This is a genomic window from Oerskovia turbata (genome assembly GCF_000718325.1).
Lineage (GTDB): Bacteria > Actinomycetota > Actinomycetes > Actinomycetales > Cellulomonadaceae > Oerskovia > Oerskovia turbata.
This window is the reverse complement of the sequence record NZ_JOFV01000004.1, coordinates 1-18,636: the sequence shown is the minus strand read 5'-3', so window position 1 is coordinate 18,636 and position 18,636 is coordinate 1. Positions and strand designations below refer to the sequence as shown.

General features: G+C 73.0%; 17 protein-coding genes and 1 riboswitch. Of the genes, 14 read left to right on the top strand and 3 right to left on the bottom strand.

Features of this window, described 5'->3' with window-relative positions; genetic code table 11:
• Positions 1 to 6: 6 nt before the first annotated feature.
• A riboswitch (TPP riboswitch) is annotated at positions 7 to 107 on the top strand.
• On the top strand, positions 99 to 1,697 hold the full coding sequence (thiD, locus tag IE95_RS0104610) for a bifunctional hydroxymethylpyrimidine kinase/phosphomethylpyrimidine kinase (RefSeq protein ID WP_084689830.1): 1,599 nt from the start codon (positions 99 to 101) through the stop codon (positions 1,695 to 1,697). (Overlaps the previous riboswitch by 9 nt.)
• A gap of 24 nt (positions 1,698 to 1,721) precedes the next feature.
• Here the strand turns inward: thiD and IE95_RS0104605 are convergent, their stop codons facing one another.
• From IE95_RS0104605 to IE95_RS0104595, 3 genes are all read right to left on the bottom strand, one after another.
• Positions 1,722 to 1,994, bottom strand: coding sequence for a hypothetical protein (locus IE95_RS0104605; RefSeq protein WP_030150461.1), 273 nt, complete (start codon positions 1,992 to 1,994; stop codon positions 1,722 to 1,724).
• Positions 1,991 to 3,040: a quinone oxidoreductase family protein gene (locus IE95_RS0104600; RefSeq protein WP_084689829.1), complete on the bottom strand. Its 1,050-nt coding sequence runs from the start codon at positions 3,038 to 3,040 to the stop codon at positions 1,991 to 1,993. The genes IE95_RS0104605 and IE95_RS0104600 overlap by 4 nt, the downstream gene beginning before the upstream one ends.
• Positions 3,041 to 3,108: 68 nt before the next feature.
• On the bottom strand, positions 3,109 to 3,795 hold the full coding sequence (locus tag IE95_RS0104595) for a FadR/GntR family transcriptional regulator (protein WP_030150459.1): 687 nt from the start codon (positions 3,793 to 3,795) through the stop codon (positions 3,109 to 3,111).
• Between the two features lie 192 nt (positions 3,796 to 3,987).
• On the opposite strand from IE95_RS0104595, the gene IE95_RS0104590 reads away from it, so the two are divergent.
• From IE95_RS0104590 to tyrS, 13 genes are all read left to right on the top strand, one after another.
• The gene (locus tag IE95_RS0104590) at positions 3,988 to 5,826 is read left to right on the top strand and encodes a 2-isopropylmalate synthase (protein ID WP_051702739.1); all 1,839 of its coding nucleotides are present in this window, start codon (positions 3,988 to 3,990) and stop codon (positions 5,824 to 5,826) included.
• Between the two features lie 91 nt (positions 5,827 to 5,917).
• Positions 5,918 to 6,289: a VOC family protein gene (locus IE95_RS0104585; protein WP_030150457.1), complete on the top strand. Its 372-nt coding sequence runs from the start codon at positions 5,918 to 5,920 to the stop codon at positions 6,287 to 6,289.
• A 68-nt stretch (positions 6,290 to 6,357) separates the two neighbouring features.
• Positions 6,358 to 7,434 carry an N-acetyl-gamma-glutamyl-phosphate reductase gene (gene argC / locus IE95_RS0104580; protein WP_030150456.1) on the top strand — a complete coding sequence of 359 codons (1,077 nt, stop codon included), beginning with the start codon at positions 6,358 to 6,360 and terminating at the stop codon, positions 7,432 to 7,434.
• Positions 7,431 to 8,627 carry a bifunctional glutamate N-acetyltransferase/amino-acid acetyltransferase ArgJ gene (gene argJ, locus IE95_RS0104575; RefSeq protein ID WP_030150455.1) on the top strand — a complete coding sequence of 399 codons (1,197 nt, stop codon included), beginning with the start codon at positions 7,431 to 7,433 and terminating at the stop codon, positions 8,625 to 8,627. The genes argC and argJ overlap by 4 nt, the downstream gene beginning before the upstream one ends.
• Before the next feature lie 35 nt (positions 8,628 to 8,662).
• Positions 8,663 to 9,616: an acetylglutamate kinase gene (gene argB, locus IE95_RS0104570; RefSeq protein ID WP_030150454.1), complete on the top strand. Its 954-nt coding sequence runs from the start codon at positions 8,663 to 8,665 to the stop codon at positions 9,614 to 9,616.
• Positions 9,613 to 11,034, top strand: a complete 1,422-nt coding sequence (locus IE95_RS0104565; RefSeq protein ID WP_084689828.1) for an acetylornithine transaminase — start codon at positions 9,613 to 9,615, stop codon at positions 11,032 to 11,034. The genes argB and IE95_RS0104565 overlap by 4 nt, the downstream gene beginning before the upstream one ends.
• Positions 11,035 to 11,036: 2 nt before the next feature.
• Complete coding sequence (argF, locus tag IE95_RS0104560; RefSeq protein ID WP_030150452.1) at positions 11,037 to 11,984, top strand: ornithine carbamoyltransferase; 948 nt, start codon at positions 11,037 to 11,039, stop codon at positions 11,982 to 11,984.
• Entirely contained in the window at positions 11,981 to 12,538 is a 558-nt protein-coding gene (locus IE95_RS0104555) for an arginine repressor (protein ID WP_051702738.1), read from the top strand. Before argF ends, IE95_RS0104555 begins: the two co-directional genes overlap by 4 nt.
• A 99-nt stretch (positions 12,539 to 12,637) precedes the next feature.
• The gene (locus tag IE95_RS0104550) at positions 12,638 to 13,867 is read left to right on the top strand and encodes an argininosuccinate synthase (protein ID WP_030150450.1); all 1,230 of its coding nucleotides are present in this window, start codon (positions 12,638 to 12,640) and stop codon (positions 13,865 to 13,867) included.
• A 3-nt stretch (positions 13,868 to 13,870) separates the two neighbouring features.
• Positions 13,871 to 15,340 carry an argininosuccinate lyase gene (gene argH, locus IE95_RS0104545; protein ID WP_030150449.1) on the top strand — a complete coding sequence of 490 codons (1,470 nt, stop codon included), beginning with the start codon at positions 13,871 to 13,873 and terminating at the stop codon, positions 15,338 to 15,340.
• 13 nt (positions 15,341 to 15,353) lie between these two features.
• Positions 15,354 to 15,989 (top strand): uridine kinase family protein, encoded by a 636-nt coding sequence (locus tag IE95_RS0104540; protein ID WP_338068410.1) that lies wholly within the window; start codon positions 15,354 to 15,356, stop codon positions 15,987 to 15,989.
• Between the two features lie 79 nt (positions 15,990 to 16,068).
• Positions 16,069 to 16,743, top strand: a complete 675-nt coding sequence (locus tag IE95_RS0104535; protein ID WP_030150447.1) for a DNA-3-methyladenine glycosylase — start codon at positions 16,069 to 16,071, stop codon at positions 16,741 to 16,743.
• 132 nt (positions 16,744 to 16,875) lie between these two features.
• On the top strand, positions 16,876 to 18,135 hold the full coding sequence (gene tyrS, locus IE95_RS0104530; RefSeq protein WP_030150446.1) for a tyrosine--tRNA ligase: 1,260 nt from the start codon (positions 16,876 to 16,878) through the stop codon (positions 18,133 to 18,135).
• Positions 18,136 to 18,636: the final 501 nt, after the last annotated feature.

Below are 18,636 nucleotides of genomic sequence, written 5' to 3'. Positions count from 1 at the left end.
GTTCTGGGCAATGACACGGGGTGCCCGCTCCCACGAGCCGGGCTGAGATCACACCCGTCGAACCTGATCTAGCTAGCACTAGCGAAGGGATGTCGGCAATGTCGCTTGCTGCCACCACACATGTCCTGCCCACGGCCGCCTCGACGCCTGCCTCGACGCCGACGGCGGAGGTCCGGTGCGCCGCGCGCGGCGCGTCGTCGGGGGACAAGCCCTCCCGTCCTCGCGTCCTGTCGATCGCCGGTACCGACCCGACGGGGGGAGCCGGGATCCAGGCCGACCTCAAGGCGTTCGCGGCGCACGGCGCGTACGGCATGGCGGTCACGACCGCCCTGGTCGCGCAGAACACCCACGGTGTCCGCACGGTCCACGTCCCTGGCGCGGAGTTCCTCGCCGAGCAGCTCGACGCGGTCTCGGACGACGTGGTGATCGATGCCGTGAAGATCGGCATGGTCGCCGACGAACCCGACGCGCGGGCGATCGCCGCGTGGCTGAGGCGGGTGCAGCCGCCGTTCGTCGTGCTCGACCCCGTCATGGTCGCCACGAGCGGTCACCGTCTCCTCGACGAGGGGGCCGAGCAGGCCGTGCGCGAGCTGGTCGCGCTCGCCGACCTCGTGACGCCCAACCTCCCCGAGCTCGCCGTGCTCGTCGGCGAGCGGGCCGCGACCACCTGGCGCGACGCTCTCGCTCAGGCGAGGCGCTTGCACGCGGCGAGCGGCGCCGTCGTGCTCCTGAAGGGTGGTCACCTCACCGGGGAGGAGTCGCCCGACGCCCTGGTGGGTCCCGACGGCGTCACGACCTTCTCGGCGCCCCGCGTCGACACCGTGCACACCCACGGGACCGGGTGCTCGCTCTCGGCGGCGGTCGCCGCGCTGAGACCCCGGCGCGACGGGTGGGAGAGCGCGACGCGCGACGCCAAGGCCTGGCTGACCGGCGCGCTGGAGGCCGGGGGCGCGCTCGCGGTGGGCACGGGCCGCGGACCCGTCGACCACCTGGCGCACCTGCCCACGCTCGGGCTGCGGGCGTTCTCCGAGGAGGCCTGGGAGCGCATCGCGGGGTGGCGCGAGGCCGTGGAGCGCATGGGGTTCGTGCGGGCGCTCGCGGACGGGAGTCTCTCCCCGGGGGACTTCGGGTTCTACCTCGCGCAGGACGCCGCGTACCTCGCCGAGTACTCGCGTGTGCTGTCACGGGCGAGCCAGCTCGCGCCGACCCCTGAGGCGCGGCAGTTCTTCGCTGGGGCGGCGGTCGAGTCGCTCGAGGTCGAGCAGGCGCTGCACCGCGACTGGCTGGGCGAGCACGCGGGGATGGACCGCGGGGCGGTCGAGAGCGTCGACCCTTCTCCCGTGACGGCCGCTTACACGAACCACCTGCACGCGGCCTCGAACGGGTCGTACGCGGAGACCGTCGCGGCGCTGCTGCCGTGCTACTGGCTGTACTCGCACATCGGCGACGTGCTCGTGCGTCAGGCGGGGGTGCTCGACGATCACCCCTACGCGCGGTGGATCTCGCTCTACGGCGACCCGGCGTTCGCCGACGCGACGCGCGCCGCGTGCGCGTTCGCCGACGAGGCCGCGCGCTGGGCCTCGCCCGCCGAGCGCGAGCGCATGCTGCGTGCGTTCGAGCTGTCCTCGATGCACGAGTACCTGTTCTTCGAGCAGGCGCTGACGCGACCGACCTGGCCGCAGGCGCCGGTCGGGTAGCGCGCCGAGCGCGGAGAGGACTCGTCAGACGCTCTGCGCGCCGCCGTCCGGGTACCCGCAGTCGTACCCCGGCGGCCACCAGCGCCACGTCGTGGTGACCTGGCTGGTCGAGACGCCGGCCGGGCGGTCGGCCAGGCACTGCGTGCGCATCTGGTCGAGCCCGACGGTCAGGTAGTACACCGCGAGCACTCCGGTGAAGAGGACCAGGAGGACCGTCAGCGCCAGGCGCAGACGGCGGTCGGAGCGCCGGGCGGGTTCGTCCTCGCCGGGCCGTGGCGGGACCCAGTCCCAGCTCACGAGGCGGGGTCCGTCGTCGGGCCGGTGGCGGTGCTGGTGTCGGCGTCAGAACCGACACCGGAGCCCGGTACGAGCAGCACCTTGCCGGTCGTCGCGCGCGCCTCCAGGGCGCGGTGCGCGTCGGCGGCGCGCGCGAGCGGGAACGTCGCGCTCACGCGCACGTCGAGGTCTCCTGACGCGACGAGCGCGTACACCTCGCTCGCCCGGTCGAGGAGCTCGGCGCGCGTCGCGGTGTAGTCGTCGAGCTTGGGGCGGGTCGTGAACAGCGAGCCGCCCTTGTTGAGGCGCTGCAGGTCGAAGGGCGGCACCTGGCCCGAGGACCCGCCGAACAGCACGAGCATGCCGCGTCGGCGCAACGACGCGAGGGACGCCTCGAACGTGTCCTTGCCGACCGAGTCGTAGACGACGGCGACGCCGCGCCCGCCCGTGAGGTCGCGCACGATCGCGGGCAGCTCGGTCGTGAGGTCGTCGAGCTCGGCGTAGTTCACGACGTCGGAGGCTCCGGCCGCCCGGGACAGGTCGGCCTTGGCCTCGGTCGAGACGGTCGTGATGACGCGCGCACCGCGGCGCACGGCGAGCTGGGTCGCGAGCAGCCCGACGCCGCCGGCTCCCGCGTGCAGCAGGACGTCGTCGCCGGGCTGGACCGGGTAGGTCGACGTCACGAGGTAGTGGGCCGTGAGCCCCTGCAACCCGACGGCCGCCGCGACGCGCAGGTCGACCGGCTCGGGCACCGGGACCGCGACGTCCGCGGGGACGACCACCTGCTCGGCGTACGACCCGAACGCGTTGGTCCACGCGACGTGGTCGCCGGGCGCGAAGTCCGCGACGCCGGGACCGACTGCCGCGACGACGCCCGCGCCCTCGGTGCCGACCACGTGCGGGTACTCCATCGGGTAGACCCCCGCCCGCCGGTAGGTGTCGATGAAGTTGACGCCGGCCGCCGCGACGTCGACGAGGAGCTCGCCGGGGCCCGGGACGGGGGTCGGGAGCTCGACGAGGTCGAGGACGTCGGGGCCACCTGCCTGGAGTGCCTGGATCGCGCGCATGAGGTCAGCCTAGGTGCCGGGGGTGGTCTTGGGCGTCCCGTGCACCGGGGAGCCGGGGAGAGGCGGTGTCAGTGCTCACGGGTGACCTTCGCGTGGACGGCGTCGAGGTGTCGGCGGCTCGTCGCGGCGGCTCGGTCGGCGTCGCGGTCGCGGACGGCGTCGAGGATCGCCTCGTGGGCGTCCTGGTCGTGCCGGTGGCGCTCGCCCGCGCCGTCGAGCTCGATCATGTCGATCATCGCTCGGCGCAGGCGGGGGAGGAACGTGGCGAACAGGTCGGTCAGCACCGCGTTGTGCGCGGCGTCGACGACCGCACGGTGGAAGACCAGGTCGGCGTCGACGTACTCCTGGGCGCTCGCGGTCGTCGGGACCTTGCCGCGACCGGCGAGGGCGGTGGTCAGGGTGCGGAGGTCGGCCGGGGTGCGGCGGGTCGCGGCGAGCCGGGCGGCCTCGGTCTCCAGGGCGCCGCGGACCTCGAGCACGTCGACGACCTCGCCGCGCCGCAGGACCTCCTGCCAGTCCTCGCTCGCCTCGGCCCGGACGACGTAGACGCCCGAGCCCTGGCGGCTCTCGAGCACGCCCTTGCCCGCGAGCTGACGGATGGCCTCGCGCACGGTCGAGCGCCCGACGCCGAGCTCGTCCGCGAGCGCCTGCTCACCCGGGAGCCGGTGGTCGAGGGGCCAGGTGCCGGTGCGGACGCGGTCGAGCATGAGGTCGGCCGCCTGGTCGGCGAGGGGGAGCCGGCGGAGCGTGGGCATGGGGGCTAACCTCTCAGGTTGTCTGAGGACTTGATCGCGGCTAGCGTACCCAGCATGTCGTGGAGCGCACTCCTTCTTGGTCGCCGCGGCGGGGCCTGAGCCGACCGGCTCCCCGCCGTGGGGGTCTGCCGTGCGCCGGTCGGACGCCGCTTGCCGTGCACCGCGCGGCCCGCACCCCGGAGCCAGACGACCATGACCACCAGACCCTTCCCCACGCTGCGCACCCCCGACGGCGCACCCGCCCCCGGCCAGCCCGGGTGGAACCGCCAGCGCGCCTCGCGCATGCCCTCGCACCGCTACCAGGACGTGTTCTCGCGCGTCGACGTCCCGCTCACGGACCGCCGGTGGCCTGGCAGCCGCCTCACCGTGGCACCGCAGTGGGTGCCCGTCGACCTGCGCGACGGCAACCAGGCCCTGACCGAGCCCATGGACCCCGCCCGCAAGCGACGGTTCTTCGAGCTGCTCGTCGCGATGGGATACACCGAGATCGAGGTCGGCTACCCGTCCGCCTCGCAGACCGACTTCGACTTCGTCCGCCTGCTCGCCGAGACGGACCTGGCGCCCGAGCACGTGACGATCGTGGTCTTCACCGCCGCCCGGGCGGACCTGATCGCCCGGACGTTCGAGTCGGTCCGCGGCCTGCGCAACCCCGTCGTGGTGCACCTGTACACCGCGACCGCGCCGACCTGGCGCGACGTCGTGCTGGGCAAGGGACGTGCCGAGCTCTCGGACCTGATCGCCGCCGCGGGCACCGAGGTCCTGCGGCACGCGGGGGACGACCCTCGCGTCCGCTTCGAGTTCTCGCCCGAGGTCTTCAACCTCACCGAGCCCGACTACGTGCTCGAGGTCTGCGCGCGCATGACGACCCTGTGGGACGCCACCGCGGAGCGGCCCGTGATCCTCAACCTCCCGGCGACGGTCGAGGTCGCGACGCCCAACGTGTACGCCGACCAGATCGAGTACATGCACCGTCACCTCGACCGGCGTGAGGCCGTGATCCTGTCGGTCCACCCGCACAACGACCGGGGCACGGGCGTGGCGTGCGCGGAGCTCGCGGTCCTGGCGGGCGCGCAGCGCGTCGAGGGCTGCCTGTTCGGCAACGGCGAGCGCACGGGCAACGTCGACCTGGTGACCCTGGGCCTCAACCTGCACGCGCAGGGCGTGGACCCCATGATCGACTTCTCCGACATCGACGAGATCCGCCGCACGGTCGTGGACTGCAACGGCATCGGTGTGCACGGGCGCCACCCGTACGCGGGTGACCTCGTGCACACGGCCTACTCCGGGACGCACCAGGACGCTATCCGCAAGGGGTTCGCGCGGCACCGCACGGACGCGCGCGCCGCGGGCGTCGACCCCGCGGACGCTCCCTGGAAGGTGCCGTACCTGCCCGTGGACCCTGCCGACGTCGGGCGGTCGTACGACGCGGTGGTGCGCGTCAACAGCCAGTCCGGCAAGGGCGGCATCGCGTACCTGCTCGAGTCCGCGTACGGCCTGGAGCTGCCTCGGCGGCTCGAGATCGACTTCGCACGCCGGGTCCAGGCGCACGCGGACCGCAGCGGGGGAGAGGTCACGGCCGAGGGGCTGTGGCGCCTCTTCGAGGCGGCGTACGTCCTGCCCGACGGCGGAGCCCGCCAGGTCGTGCCCCTCGCCTGGTCGGTGGCGCAGCCCGAGTCAGACGGCGAGCGCGAGCGCATCGACGTCGTGCTGTCCCTGGGCGGTGAACGGGTCGAGCGGTCCGCCACCGGGGCCGGGCCGGTCGACGCGCTCACCCGGGTCCTCGCCGGGCTGGGCATGCCGGTCGAGGTGCTGGGGCTGACACAGCAGTCGGTCACCTCGGGCGCCGACGCACGGGCCGTGACCTACCTGAAGCACCGCGCCGTGGACGGCTCGGTCGCGTGGGCGGTGGGGCGGGACGAGTCGGTGCTCGGGGCGAGCGTGCGCGCGGTGCTCCGGGCGGCGGCGAGCCGGCCCCGTGCGACGGCCGCGGCGCGCCGAGACCCGCAGGTCGCTGCCGCGGACCGTGCCTGACCGACGAGCACGACCTGGTGGCGGGGGTGGGGCGCCGGCCGTGGGCCGGGCCCACCTGCGTCGTGTCGGTGCCGCGTGGCACGCTGCCCGCATGGCTACCCACGCGCACGGCATCCACCACTCGATCGACTACCTCGAGCTCTCCGTCACGGACATGGCGGCCGCGCAGTCGTTCTACGCGGAGGCCTTCGGGTGGGAGTTCGTCCCCTACGGGCCGGGGTACGCGGGCTTCCGGACCTCCGCGGAGGAGGGCGAGGCGGAGGCCGGTGGGCTGGCGCTCGCGGACTCGGTGACGCGCGGCGGCCCGCTGGTCCTCCTCTTCTCGACCGACCTCGACGAGTCGCTGCTGCTGGTCCAGGACGCGGGCGGGGAGATCGTCGAGGGGCCGTACGACTTCCCGGGCGGCCGGCGCTTCCACTTCCTCGACCCGAGCGGCAACGAGCTGGGCGTCTGGGGCGCATGAGGCCGCAGACGGCCGCACCCGGGCGAGGCGGTTCCGCCCCGACTGCATAACTATGTATAGTTCTGCATATGACGATCACAGTGGCAGTCGCCGGTGCGTCCGGCTACGCGGGCGGGGAGATGCTCCGGCTGCTCGCCGGGCACCCCGAGGTCGAGATCGGCGCGCTCACGGCGCACTCCACCGCGGGGTCGCTCCTCGGGCTGCACCAGCCGCACCTGCGCTCGCTCGCAGACCGCGTGCTGCTGCCCACGACCGTCGAGCACCTGGTGGGCCACGACGTCGTCGTGCTCGCACTGCCCCACGGCGCGTCCGGTGAGATCGCCGCGCAGCTGCCCGACGACGTCCTGGTCCTCGACCTGGGCGCGGACCACCGGCTCGCGTCCGCCGCGGACTGGACCGCGTTCTACGGCTCCGAGCACGCGGGGACCTGGCCCTACGGCCTGCCCGAGCTCCTGATCACCGAGCAGACCGGCGCGGGCGTCGAATACACCAAGCAGCGCGAGGTCCTCGCGGGCGCGCGCCGCATCGCCGTCCCCGGCTGCAACGTCACGGCCGTGACCCTGGGCCTGCAGCCCGGCGTCGCCGCGGGCCTGCTCAGCCCGGTCGACGTCGTCGCGGTCCTCGCGAACGGGTACTCGGGCGCGGGCAAGTCGCTCAAGACGCACCTGCTCGCCTCCGAGGCGCTCGGCTCCGCGCAGCCCTACGCCGTGGGCGGCTCGCACCGGCACATCCCGGAGATCGCGCAGAACCTGCGCTCGGCCGGCGCCGACGAGGTCACGATCTCCTTCACGCCCACCCTCGTGCCCATGGCGCGCGGCATCCTCGCGACCGCGACGGCTCGCCTGGCCCCGGGCCACGAGGACCTGAGCGTCGCCGACCTGCGCCAGGCCTACGAGCAGGCGTACGTCGGCGAGCCCTTCGTCGAGCTCCTGCCCGAGGGCCAGTGGCCCACCACGGCCATGACGCTGGGCGCCAACACGGCCCTGGTCCAGGTCGCGATCGACCGCGCCGCGGGCCGCGTCGTGACCGTGACCGCGATCGACAACCTCGTCAAGGGGACCGCCGGCGGCGCCGTGCAGTCCATGAACATCGCCCTGGGACTGCCGCAGACCCTGGGCCTGACCACCGAAGGGGTCGCACCGTGACCGTCACCGGACCGCTCGGCTTCCGGGCCGCAGGAGTCGCCGCCGGGCTCAAGTCCACCGGGAAGAAGGACGTGGCGCTCGTCGTCAACGAGGGCCCGCTCGACGTCGCCGCCGCCGTCTTCACGTCGAACCGCGTGTTCGCGGCCCCCGTCGCGTGGTCGCGCCAGGCCGTCGCGGACGGCATCGCGCGCGCCGTCGTCCTCAACTCGGGTGGCGCGAACGCGTGCACCGGACCCGAGGGCTTCGCCGACACCCACCGCACGGCCGAGTACGTCGCGGACCTCCTCGAGGTCTCGGCGGGCGACGTCCTGGTCTGCTCGACGGGCCTCATCGGCGAGCGCCTGCCCATGGAGAAGCTGCTCCCGGGCTGTGACGCTGCGGCCGGCGCGGCCGACACCGAGGGCGGCCCCGACGCGGCCCTCGCGATCATGACCACGGACACCGTGCCCAAGACCGTCCTCGTCACGCGCGAGGTCAGCGACGAGCACAGCGTCGACGGCGCCACGAGCTGGTCCGTGGGCGGCATGGCCAAGGGCGCCGGGATGCTCGCACCGGGCCTCGCGACCATGCTCTGCGTCCTGACCACGGACGCCGTCGTCGACGCCACGACCGCGGACGCCGCGCTGCGGGCCGCGACCGCCACCACGTTCGACCGGGTCGACTCCGACGGCTGCATGTCGACCAACGACACGGTGATCCTCCTGGCCTCCGGTGCGTCCCAGGTGCCGGTGACCCTCGAGGACCTGACGGCGGCAGTGACCGAGGCGTGCGCGGACCTCGCGCGCGCCCTGGTCGCGGACGCCGAGGGCGCGAGCCACGACATCGCGGTGACCGTCACGAACGCGAGCGACGAGACCGCGGCGCTCGCGGTCGCCCGCGCCGTGACGCGCTCCAACCTCTTCAAGGCCGCGGTGTTCGGCAACGACCCCAACTGGGGCCGCGTGCTCTCGGCCGTCGGGACCGTCCCCGAGGACGTCGCGCCCTTCGACGCGCTCGCGCTCGACGTGTCGATCAACGGCGTCCAGGTCTGCCGTGCCGGGGGAGTGGGCGAGCCCCGCGACCTCGTCGACCTCGCCTCGGCCCGCGAGGTGCACGTCGAGGTCGACCTGCACGCGGGCGACGCCCAGGTCACGGTCTGGACCAACGACCTCACGCACGACTACGTCCACGAGAACAGCGCGTACTCGTCGTGAGCGCCCAGACGTCCGAGGGCACCGCCCAGTCGACGATGTTCGATACCCGCACCGACCTGACCCCCGGCCAGAAGGCCGAGGTCCTGCTCGAGGCCATGCCCTGGCTGCAGGAGTTCCGCGACGCCCTCGTGGTCGTCAAGTACGGCGGCAACGCCATGATCGACGACGAGCTCAAGGCCGCGTTCGCGCGCGACATGGTGTTCCTGCGCCAGGTCGGCCTGCACCCCGTCGTGGTGCACGGTGGCGGCCCGCAGATCTCCGCGATGCTCGCGCGCCTCGGCATCGAGAGCGAGTTCCGCGGCGGTCTGCGCGTGACCACGCCCGAGGCGATGGACGTCGTGCGCATGGTCCTCACGGGCCAGGTCTCGCGAGAGCTCGTCGGGCTCATCAACGCGCACGGCCCGTACGCGGTCGGGCTCTCGGGCGAGGACGGGGGCCTGCTCCAGGCGCGGCGCCGCCATGCCATGGTCGACGGCGAGCCCGTCGACGTCGGGCTCGTGGGAGACGTCGTCGAAGTCCACCCCTCCGCGGTCCAGGACCTGCTCGACGCCGGACGCATCCCCGTCGTCTCGACCATCGCGCCCGACGTCGACGACCCGACCCAGGTCCTCAACGTCAACGCCGACACGGCCGCGGCGGCGCTCGCGGTCGCGCTCGGGGCCAAGAAGCTCATCGTCCTGACCGACGTCGAGGGGCTGTACACGTCGTGGCCGGACAAGAGCTCGCTCGTCGCCGAGATCACGCGCTCCGAGCTCGCCGACCTGCTGCCCTCGCTCGAGGCCGGCATGGTGCCCAAGATGGAGGCGTGCCTGCGGGCCGTGTCCGGGGGCGTCCCGCGCGCGACCGTGATCGACGGCCGCGTCGCGCACTCGGTCCTCCTGGAGGTCTTCACGACGCGCGGCAACGGGACCATGGTCGTCCCGGACGCGCTCGCCTCGAGCGCCATGACAACCCCCGCCACCCACGTCATCCCGCAGGAGCAGTCATGAACGGCACGACCGGCGAGATCTCGCCGACGCATCCCGCAGAGATCACGCTGACGACCACCGGGACGCAGGTCACCGACGCTGCCCGGAGCGCCGAGGGGGCCGCGGACACGACCCTGGCGGGCCCGGGCAGCGTCGCGCAGTGGACCGAGCGCTACACGCACGCGGTCATGGACACGTTCGGCGCACCGCAGAAGGTCCTGGTCCGCGGCGAGGGCGCGTACGTGTGGGACGCCGACGGCAAGCGCTACCTCGACCTGCTCGCGGGCATCGCGGTCAACGCGCTGGGCCACGCGCACCCCACGCTCACGGCCGCGGTCAGCGCGCAGCTCGGGACGCTCGGGCACGTGTCGAACTTCTTCGGGTCGCCCACGCAGATCGCGCTCGCCGAGCGGCTCCTGGACCTCACGCAGGCCCCCGAGGGCTCGCGCGTCTTCTTCACCAACTCGGGCACCGAGGCCAACGAGGCCGCGTTCAAGATGGCCCGCCGCAACCGCGACGGCGCCGCCGGCCCGGGCACGCGGACCAGGATCCTCGCTCTCGAGGGAGGCTTCCACGGCCGCAGCATGGGCGCGCTCGCGCTCACGGCGAAGGCCGCGTACCGCGAGCCCTTCGAGCCCTTGCCAGGTGGTGTCGAGTTCGTCCCGTTCGGTGACGTGGCCGCGCTCGAGGAGGCTTTCTCGCCCGAGGCGGTCTCCGCTCGCGGCGAGGTCGCGGCACTGGTCGTCGAGCCGGTCCAGGGTGAGGCGGGCGTGCGCCCGCTGCCGCCGGGCTACCTGGTGGCCGCGCGCGAGCTGACCGCGGCGTCGGGCGCCCTGCTGGTCCTCGACGAGGTCCAGACGGGCGTGGGACGCACGGGGTCGTGGTTCGCGTTCCAGCAGCAGGAGATCGGCGGGGGCATCACGCCCGACGTCGTCACGCTCGCCAAGGGGCTCGGCGGCGGCTTCCCCGTGGGGGCCGTCGTGGCGTTCGGCGAGCGGGCCGCGACCCTCCTGGGGCGCGGTCAGCACGGCACGACGTTCGGCGGCAACCCCGTCGCGGCGGCCGCCGCGCTCGCGACGCTCGGCGTGATCGAGCGCGACGGCCTGCTGGCCAACGTGCGCACGGTCGGCGAGGCGCTGCGCGACGGGATCGCCGCGTGCGGCAACCCCGTGGTCGCAGGAACCCGTGGCCTGGGCCTGCTGATCGCGGTCCAGCTCTCGGCGCCCGTCGCGGCCGAGGTCGTGCGCCGCGCCCTGGCCGCCGGGTTCATCGTCAACGCGGTCCAGCCCGACGCGATCCGCCTCGCCCCGCCCTTGATCCTGACGCGCGACCAGGCGAACGAGGTCGTCGCGTTCTTCGCGGGGCTCCCCGCCGACCTCGTCGCCCCGGGCAGCGCACAGGCCGCCCCCGCCACCCCAGCCACCCCACAGAAGGGCTGACCGTGACCTCGACCGCCTCCGTCCGACACTTCCTGCGCGACGACGACCTGACCCCCGCCGAGCAGCGCGAGGTCCTCGAGCTGGGCCTCGGCTTCCGCGAGGACCGCTTCATCCGCACGCCGCTGCGCGGGCCGCAGGCCGTCGCGGTGATCTTCGACAAGCCCTCGACCCGCACGCGCGTGTCGTTCTCGGTGGGCATCGCCGAGCTCGGCGGCTACCCCCTCGTGATCGATGCGGCGTCGAGCCAGCTCGGGCGCGGCGAGCCCATCGCGGACACGGCTCGTGTCTTGGACCGCCAGACGTCGGCGATCGTGTGGCGGACGTTCGGCCAGGACCGCGTCGAGGAGATGGCCCGGGTCGCGACCGTCCCGGTCGTCAACGCCCTGACCGACGAGTTCCACCCGTGCCAGATCCTCGCGGACCTGTTGACCGTCGCCCAGCTGCGCGGCGGCGTCGACTCGCTCGCCGGCACGTCGCTCGTCTACCTGGGCGACGGTGCCAACAACATGGCGCACTCCTACCTCCTGGGCGGCGTGACCGCGGGCTTGCACGTGCGCATCGGCGCCCCGGCCGGTTTCCTGCCGGACCCGGCGGTCGTCGCGGACGCCGAGCGCATCGCGCGCGAGACCGGCGGATCGGTCGTCGTGACCACGGACGCGGTCGAGGCCACGCGCGGTGCGGACGTCGTCGCGACCGACACCTGGGTCTCGATGGGCGACGAGGCCAGCGCGGCCGAGCGCGAGCTGCCGTTCGTCCCGTACCAGGTGAACGCCGAGCTCATGGCGGTCGCCGCCGCCGACGCGCTCGTGCTCCACTGCCTGCCCGCGTACCGCGGCAAGGAGATCACGGCCGAGGTCATCGACGGCCCGCAGTCGGCCGTCTGGGACGAGGCCGAGAACCGCCTGCACGCCCAGAAGGCGCTGCTGACCTGGTTGCTGGAACGCTCGTGACGACCGCCCTCGGCCCGGGGAGCGTGCCCACCACCAAGGCGGCACGCCATGCGCGCATCGCGCAGCTCGTCGCCCGGCACGAGATCCACTCCCAGGCCGAGCTCGCCAAGGCGCTCGCCGAGGACGGCGTGAGCGTCACGCAGGCGACACTCTCGCGCGACCTCATCGAGCTGCGGGCCGAGAAGGTCCGCAGCGCGTCGGGTGCGCTGGTCTACGCGGTGCCCGGTGAGGGCGGCGACCGCTCGGTCCAGGTCGCGAACGACGCCGAGTACGTCGCGGCCCGGCTCGCGCGGCTGTGCGCCGAGCTCCTGGTCTCGGCCGAGGCGTCGGGCAACCTCGTCGTGCTGCGCACACCGCCCGGCGCCGCGCAGTACCTGGCGTCGGCGATCGACCACTCGGTGTTCGTCGGCGTCCTGGGCACGATCGCGGGCGACGACACCGTCCTGGTGATCTCGCGCGACGTCGACGGCGGCGAGGACCTGGCTGCGCGCTTCCTGGCCCTGACCAACCCCGTGGTACCCACCACCTCCACGACCACAGCCCCTCCTGGCTAGCGACGGCCCGCACGGGCCGCGCAGCGAACACGGCGACCGCCGAGCCTCGGCGGCTGCCACACTTGGACCCATCACCCCACGCAAGGAAGAGAACAAGTCATGACTGAACGCGTCGTGCTCGCCTACTCGGGCGGCCTGGACACCTCCGTTGCCATCGGCTGGATCGGCGAGGCCACCGGGGCCGAGGTCGTCGCCGTGGCGGTCGACGTCGGCCAGGGAGGCGAGGACCTCGAGGTCATCCGCCAGCGCGCCCTCGACTGCGGCGCCGTCGAGGCGTACGTCGCGGACGCCCGCGACGAGTTCGCCGAGGAGTACTGCATGCCCGCGCTGCGCGCGAACGGCCTGTACCTCGACCGCTACCCGCTGGTCTCCGCGATCTCACGCCCCGTGATCGTCAAGCACCTGGTGCGCGCGGCCCGCCAGTTCGGCGCGACGACCGTCGCGCACGGCTGCACGGGCAAGGGCAACGACCAGGTCCGCTTCGAGGTCGCCACGACGTCGCTCGCGCCCGAGCTCAAGACGATCGCGCCGGTCCGCGACCTCGCGCTGACGCGCGAGAAGGCCATCGCGTACGCCGAGAAGCACTCGCTGCCGATCGCCACGACCAAGCACAACCCGTTCTCGGTCGACCAGAACGTGTGGGGTCGTGCGGTCGAGACGGGCTTCCTCGAGGACATCTGGAACGCCCCCACGAAGGACGTCTACAACTACACCGACGACCCGACGTTCCCGCCTGTCGCTGACGAGGTCATCGTCACGTTCGAGCAGGGCGTGCCGGTCGCGCTCGACGGCGTCGCGGTGACCCCGCTGCAGGCCATCCAGGAGATGAACCGCCGCGCCGGGGCCCAGGGTGTGGGCCGCATCGACATCGTCGAGGACCGCCTGGTCGGCATCAAGTCCCGCGAGATCTACGAGGCCCCGGGCGCGATCGCTCTCATCGCGGCGCACCAGGAGCTCGAGAACGTGACCCTCGAGCGCGAGCAGGCCCGCTTCAAGCGGGGCGTCGAGCAGCGCTGGACCGAGCTGGTCTACGACGGCATGTGGTTCAGCCCGCTCAAGAAGTCGCTCGACGTCTTCATCGACGACACCCAGCGCTACGTCTCGGGCGACATCCGTCTCGTCCTGCACGGTGGCCGTGCGACCGTCACGGGTCGTCGCAGCGAGTCGAGCCTGTACGACTTCAACCTCGCGACCTACGACGAGGGCGACTCGTTCGACCAGTCGCAGGCCAAGGGCTTCATCGAGATCTTCGGTCTCACGGCCAAGCTCTCCGCGGCCCGTGACGAGAAGTTCGGCAACGGCGTGGACTTCGGCACCGGGAGCCTGTGAACCATGAGTGACGAGATCACGTCCGGCGCCGCTGCAGGCGACGCGGCCGAGGTGCAGGGTGCGTCGGAGGCTCCCGTGAGCCTGTGGGGCGGCCGGTTCGCCGGTGGTCCTGCCGAGGCACTGGCCGCCCTCTCGCAGTCGACGCACTTCGACTGGCGCCTCGCGCAGCACGACATCGCGGGCTCGAGGGCTCACGCCAGGGTGCTCGCGGCGGCGGGTCTGCTCGACGACGACGAGCTGACCGCGATGCTCGAGGCGCTGGACGTGCTCTCGGCCGACGTCGCGTCGGGGGCGTTCCTCCCGGTCCTGGCCGACGAGGACGTGCACACGGCCCTCGAGCGCGGGCTCATCGAGCGTGCGGGTCCGGACCTCGGCGGCAAGCTGCGCGCGGGGCGTTCGCGCAACGACCAGATCGCGACGCTCGTGCGGTCGTACCTGCGCGAGGAGGCCCGGGCGATCGGGCTCCTGGTGCTCGACGTCGTCGACGCCCTCATCGAGCAGGCCGAGGCGCACCCCGGCGCCCCGATGCCTGGCCGCACGCACCTGCAGCACGCGCAGCCGGTGCTGCTCGCGCACCACCTGCTGGCGCACGCGTGGCCGCTGCTGCGCGACGTGGACCGTTTCATCGACTGGGACGTGCGGGCCGGGCGCTCGCCGTACGGCTCGGGCGCGCTCGCGGGCTCGTCGCTGGGTCTGGACCCGGCGGCCGTCGCGGCGGACCTGGGCTTCGACGGCCCGGTCGAGAACTCGATCGACGGCACGGCCTCGCGCGACGTCGTCGCGGAGTTCGCGTTCGTCTCGGCCATGCTGGGGGTCGACCTCTCGCGCTTCGCGGAGGAGATCATCATCTGGAACACCAAGGAGTTCGGCTTCGTCCGCCTGGACGACGCCTACTCCACGGGGTCGAGCATCATGCCGCAGAAGAAGAACCCGGACATCGCCGAGCTCGCGCGTGGCAAGGCCGGGCGTCTGATCGGGGACCTGACGGGGCTGCTGGCGACGCTCAAGGGCCTGCCGCTCGCGTACAACCGCGACCTGCAGGAGGACAAGGAGCCGGTGTTCGACCAGGTCGACACCCTCAAGGTCCTGCTCCCCGCCTACGCGGGCATGGTCCGCACCCTGACGTTCGACACCGAGCGCATGGCGTCGCTCGCACCGCAGGGGTTCTCGCTCGCGACGGACGTCGCGGAGTGGCTCGTCCGCGAGGGCGTGCCGTTCCGCGTGGCGCACGAGGTCGCGGGGGCGTGCGTGCGGGTGTGCGAGGAGCGCGACATCGAGCTGTGGGACCTGACGGACGCGGACCTCGCCGAGATCTCGGAGCACCTCACGCCGGGGGTGCGGGACGTGCTCACGGTCGAGGGTTCGCTCGCCTCGCGCGACGCGGTGGGCGGTACGGCTCCCGCGCGGGTGGCGGAGCAGCTCGAGGAGGCCAAGGTGCGTTCGGCCGAGTACCGCTTCTGGGTGCAGGGCTGAGGTCGCCGTGAGCGTGAGCGCTGCGGTCCTCGAGGACCTCGTGGCCCGCGTGCACGACGGCGTAGCGCGCCTCGGTCAGGGACGTCCGGCTGGTCCGGGCGTCCCGTCCGGGGCGGGCTGCCGCCTGGTCGTCGTCGACGGCCCGGCAGGGTCCGGCAAGACGACCCTGGCCGCGCAGCTCGCTGCGGCCCTGCCCGCCCAGGTGATCCACATGGACGACCTGTACGAGGGCTGGACGGGCATGACGGCGGGCGTCGGTCGGCTCGTCGAGCAGGTCCTCGATCCGCTGGCCGCGGGCCGGCCCGGGCGGTACCAGCGGTACGACTGGACGCTCGAGGACTTCGCCGAGTGGCACGACGTCCCGCTCGCCCCGTTCCTCGTGGTCGAGGGCTGCGGCGCAGGTGCCCGGCGGGTCGCCGATCTCACGACGATGCTCGTCTGGGTCGAGGCCGACGACGAGGTCCGCCTGGCGCGCGGCCTCGCGCGCGACGGCCAGGAGGCTCGTGTGCACTGGCTCGAGTGGATGGCCTCGGAGCGACAGGTCTACGCGGCCGAGGGCACGGCCGAGCGGGCCGACGTGGTGCTCGATGGGTTCGGCGAGCCCCTCGCGCCGCGCCCTCGTGCGCACGAGCGTACGGCCGACGCCTGATCGTCCCCCGGCAGGCGGGACGTCGAGGCATGCGGGGCGTAGATTGCGGGGGAGACCCCCGCCCAGCCAGGAGGCCCACGTGACCGAGCCCCGTTCCCGCACGGACCTCGACGCCCCCGCACCGGACGTCCCCGCGCGTGGGTGGTTCGCCCGTCCGAGCCTCGAGGTCGCGCGCGACCTCCTGGGGGCTTCGATCACGCACCGCACGCCCGAAGGCAGCGTCACGGTCCGCCTCACCGAGGTCGAGGCGTACGCCGGCGAGCACGACCCGGGGTCGCACGCCTTCCGCGGACGCTCCGAGCGCAACCGGGCCATGTTCGGCGAGCCGGGCCACCTGTACGTCTACCGTCACCTGGGCCTGCACCACTGCGTCAACGTGGTCTGCGGCCCCGTGGGATCCGCGTCGGCGGTCCTGCTGCGCGCGGGCGAGGTGACCGACGGCGTCGAGCTGGCCCGGGCGCGACGGCTCGCGGCGGGCGTGTGCGACTCGGACCGCCAGATCGCGCGCGGTCCGGCGCGTCTCGCGGTGGCGCTCGGCCTGGACCTGGCCCACTACGGGCTGGACGTGAGCGACGAGGCGGGCGACGTCGTCGTGCACCGGGACGTGCGGACCCTGCGGCCCGCGATCGCGACCGGACCGCGCGTCGGTGTGAGCGGCGACGGGGGAGACGCGAGCGTCTACCCGTGGCGGCTGTGGCTCACGGGTGACCCGACCGTCTCGGCCTACCGCCCCGCGACGCGCCGCACCCGCTGAGGCGTCCGCTCCCGGGCGGAGTCGGTGCTGGAGGGCAGGACACGGCAGACTAGGACCTCGGGCGCGCGGAACGACGGCGCGCCCGTCCCACGCCCGCGCCGCACCGCGCGCGGGCACGACGAAGGAGATGCAGTGAACGACGTTCTCGACGAGTTGCAATGGCGAGGCCTGGTGGCGCAGTCCACCGACGAGGCCGCGCTGCGTGCTGCGCTGGCCGAGGGACCCGTCACGTATTACTGCGGCTTCGACCCGACCGCGCCGAGCCTGCACCACGGCCACCTGGTCCAGCTCATCCTGCTCCGCCACCTGCAGCTCGCGGGGCACCGCGCGATCGCGCTCGTCGGCGGCGCAACGGGCATGATCGGTGACCCGCGGCAGTCGGGGGAGCGGATCCTCAACACCAAGGACACGGTCGCCGAGTGGACCGAGCGGCTCAAGACGCAGGTCTCGCGCTTCCTCGACTTCGAGGGCGACAACCCGGCGCGCATCGCGAACAACCTTGACTGGACCGGTCAGCTCACGGCGATCGACTTCCTGCGGGAGATCGGCAAGCACTACCGCCTGGGCACCATGCTCGCCAAGGACACCGTGGCGCGCCGCCTGAAGTCGGACGAGGGGATCAGCTTCACCGAGTTCAGCTACCAGATCCTGCAGGGCAACGACTACCTCGAGCTGTTCCGTCGCGAGGGTGTCACGCTCCAGACGGGCGGCAACGACCAGTGGGGCAACCTGCTCTCGGGCGTCGAGCTGATCCGCAAGGCCGAGGGTGCGTCGGTGCACGTCCTGACGACCCCGCTCATCACCAAGGCGGACGGGACCAAGTTCGGCAAGACCGAGGGCGGTGCCGTGTGGCTCGACCCCGACATGATGAGCCCGTACGCGTTCTACCAGTACTGGGTCAACGCGGACGACGCCGACGTGGTGGGCTGGCTCAAGATCTTCACGTTCCGTAGAGCGGAGGAGATCGCCGAACTCGAGCGCGCGGTCGCCGAGCGCCCCGCGGCGCGTGAGGCGCAGAAGGCGCTCGCGGCCGACGTCACGACGCTAGTCCACGGCGCCGCGGCGACCGAGGCGGTCGTCGCGGCGAGCCAGGCGCTCTTCGGCCGAGGCGACCTGGGTGCCCTCGACGCCGGCACGCTGGCGGCAGCGGTGGCCGAGCTCCCGCGCACGACGGCGGCACCGGGCGAGCTGGTCGTCGACCTTCTCGTGGGGTCGGGGCTCGTGAGTTCGAAGGGCGCGGCGCGGCGCGCGATCGCCGAGGGCGGCGCCTACGTCAACAACGCGAAGGTGACGTCCGAGGACGCGGTCCTCGGGGCGGACGACCTCCTGCACGGACGGTTCGCCGTCCTGCGCCGGGGCAAGCGGACGCTCGCGGTCGCCGAGATCGCGTGACGGACCTGCGTGCATGACGGCGGGGCCAGGGGAGTCGTCCCCTGGCCCCGTTGTCGTCGCGGGAGGGCCGGGCGGCGCTCGTGAGGCCGGAGCGGCGGAGCGGCGGGGTGCGAGCGGGCGCGGTGACCGGGGTCACGAGGCCTGGGTTTGACCTCGCCCGTCACCTCGACGTAATCTTCTGGATGTCAGCCCGACAGGGAGGAACAGACACCACTGCGAAGCTCTTCGGAGCCGCCGCGAAGTGGCTGGTCTCACGGGCAGGTCACCCACACGAAGTTCAGGTCCTGGATCTGTCGACTCGTGAGGGAGCTGGAGAAGAGTCTCGGTAGACACCGAGAGTCGGAACTGGTAAGGTAGAGAAGTTGCCCCGAGTGAAGGCCCCTGGTGGGTTGGAGTCGGTGTGTGTCGGTTGCTTGAGAACTCAACAGTGTGCTTGATAGTTAATGCCAATTGTCCTGCGTGGGCGTGTGGCGCGCATCGTTTGGTGTGTGTTGTGTGTTC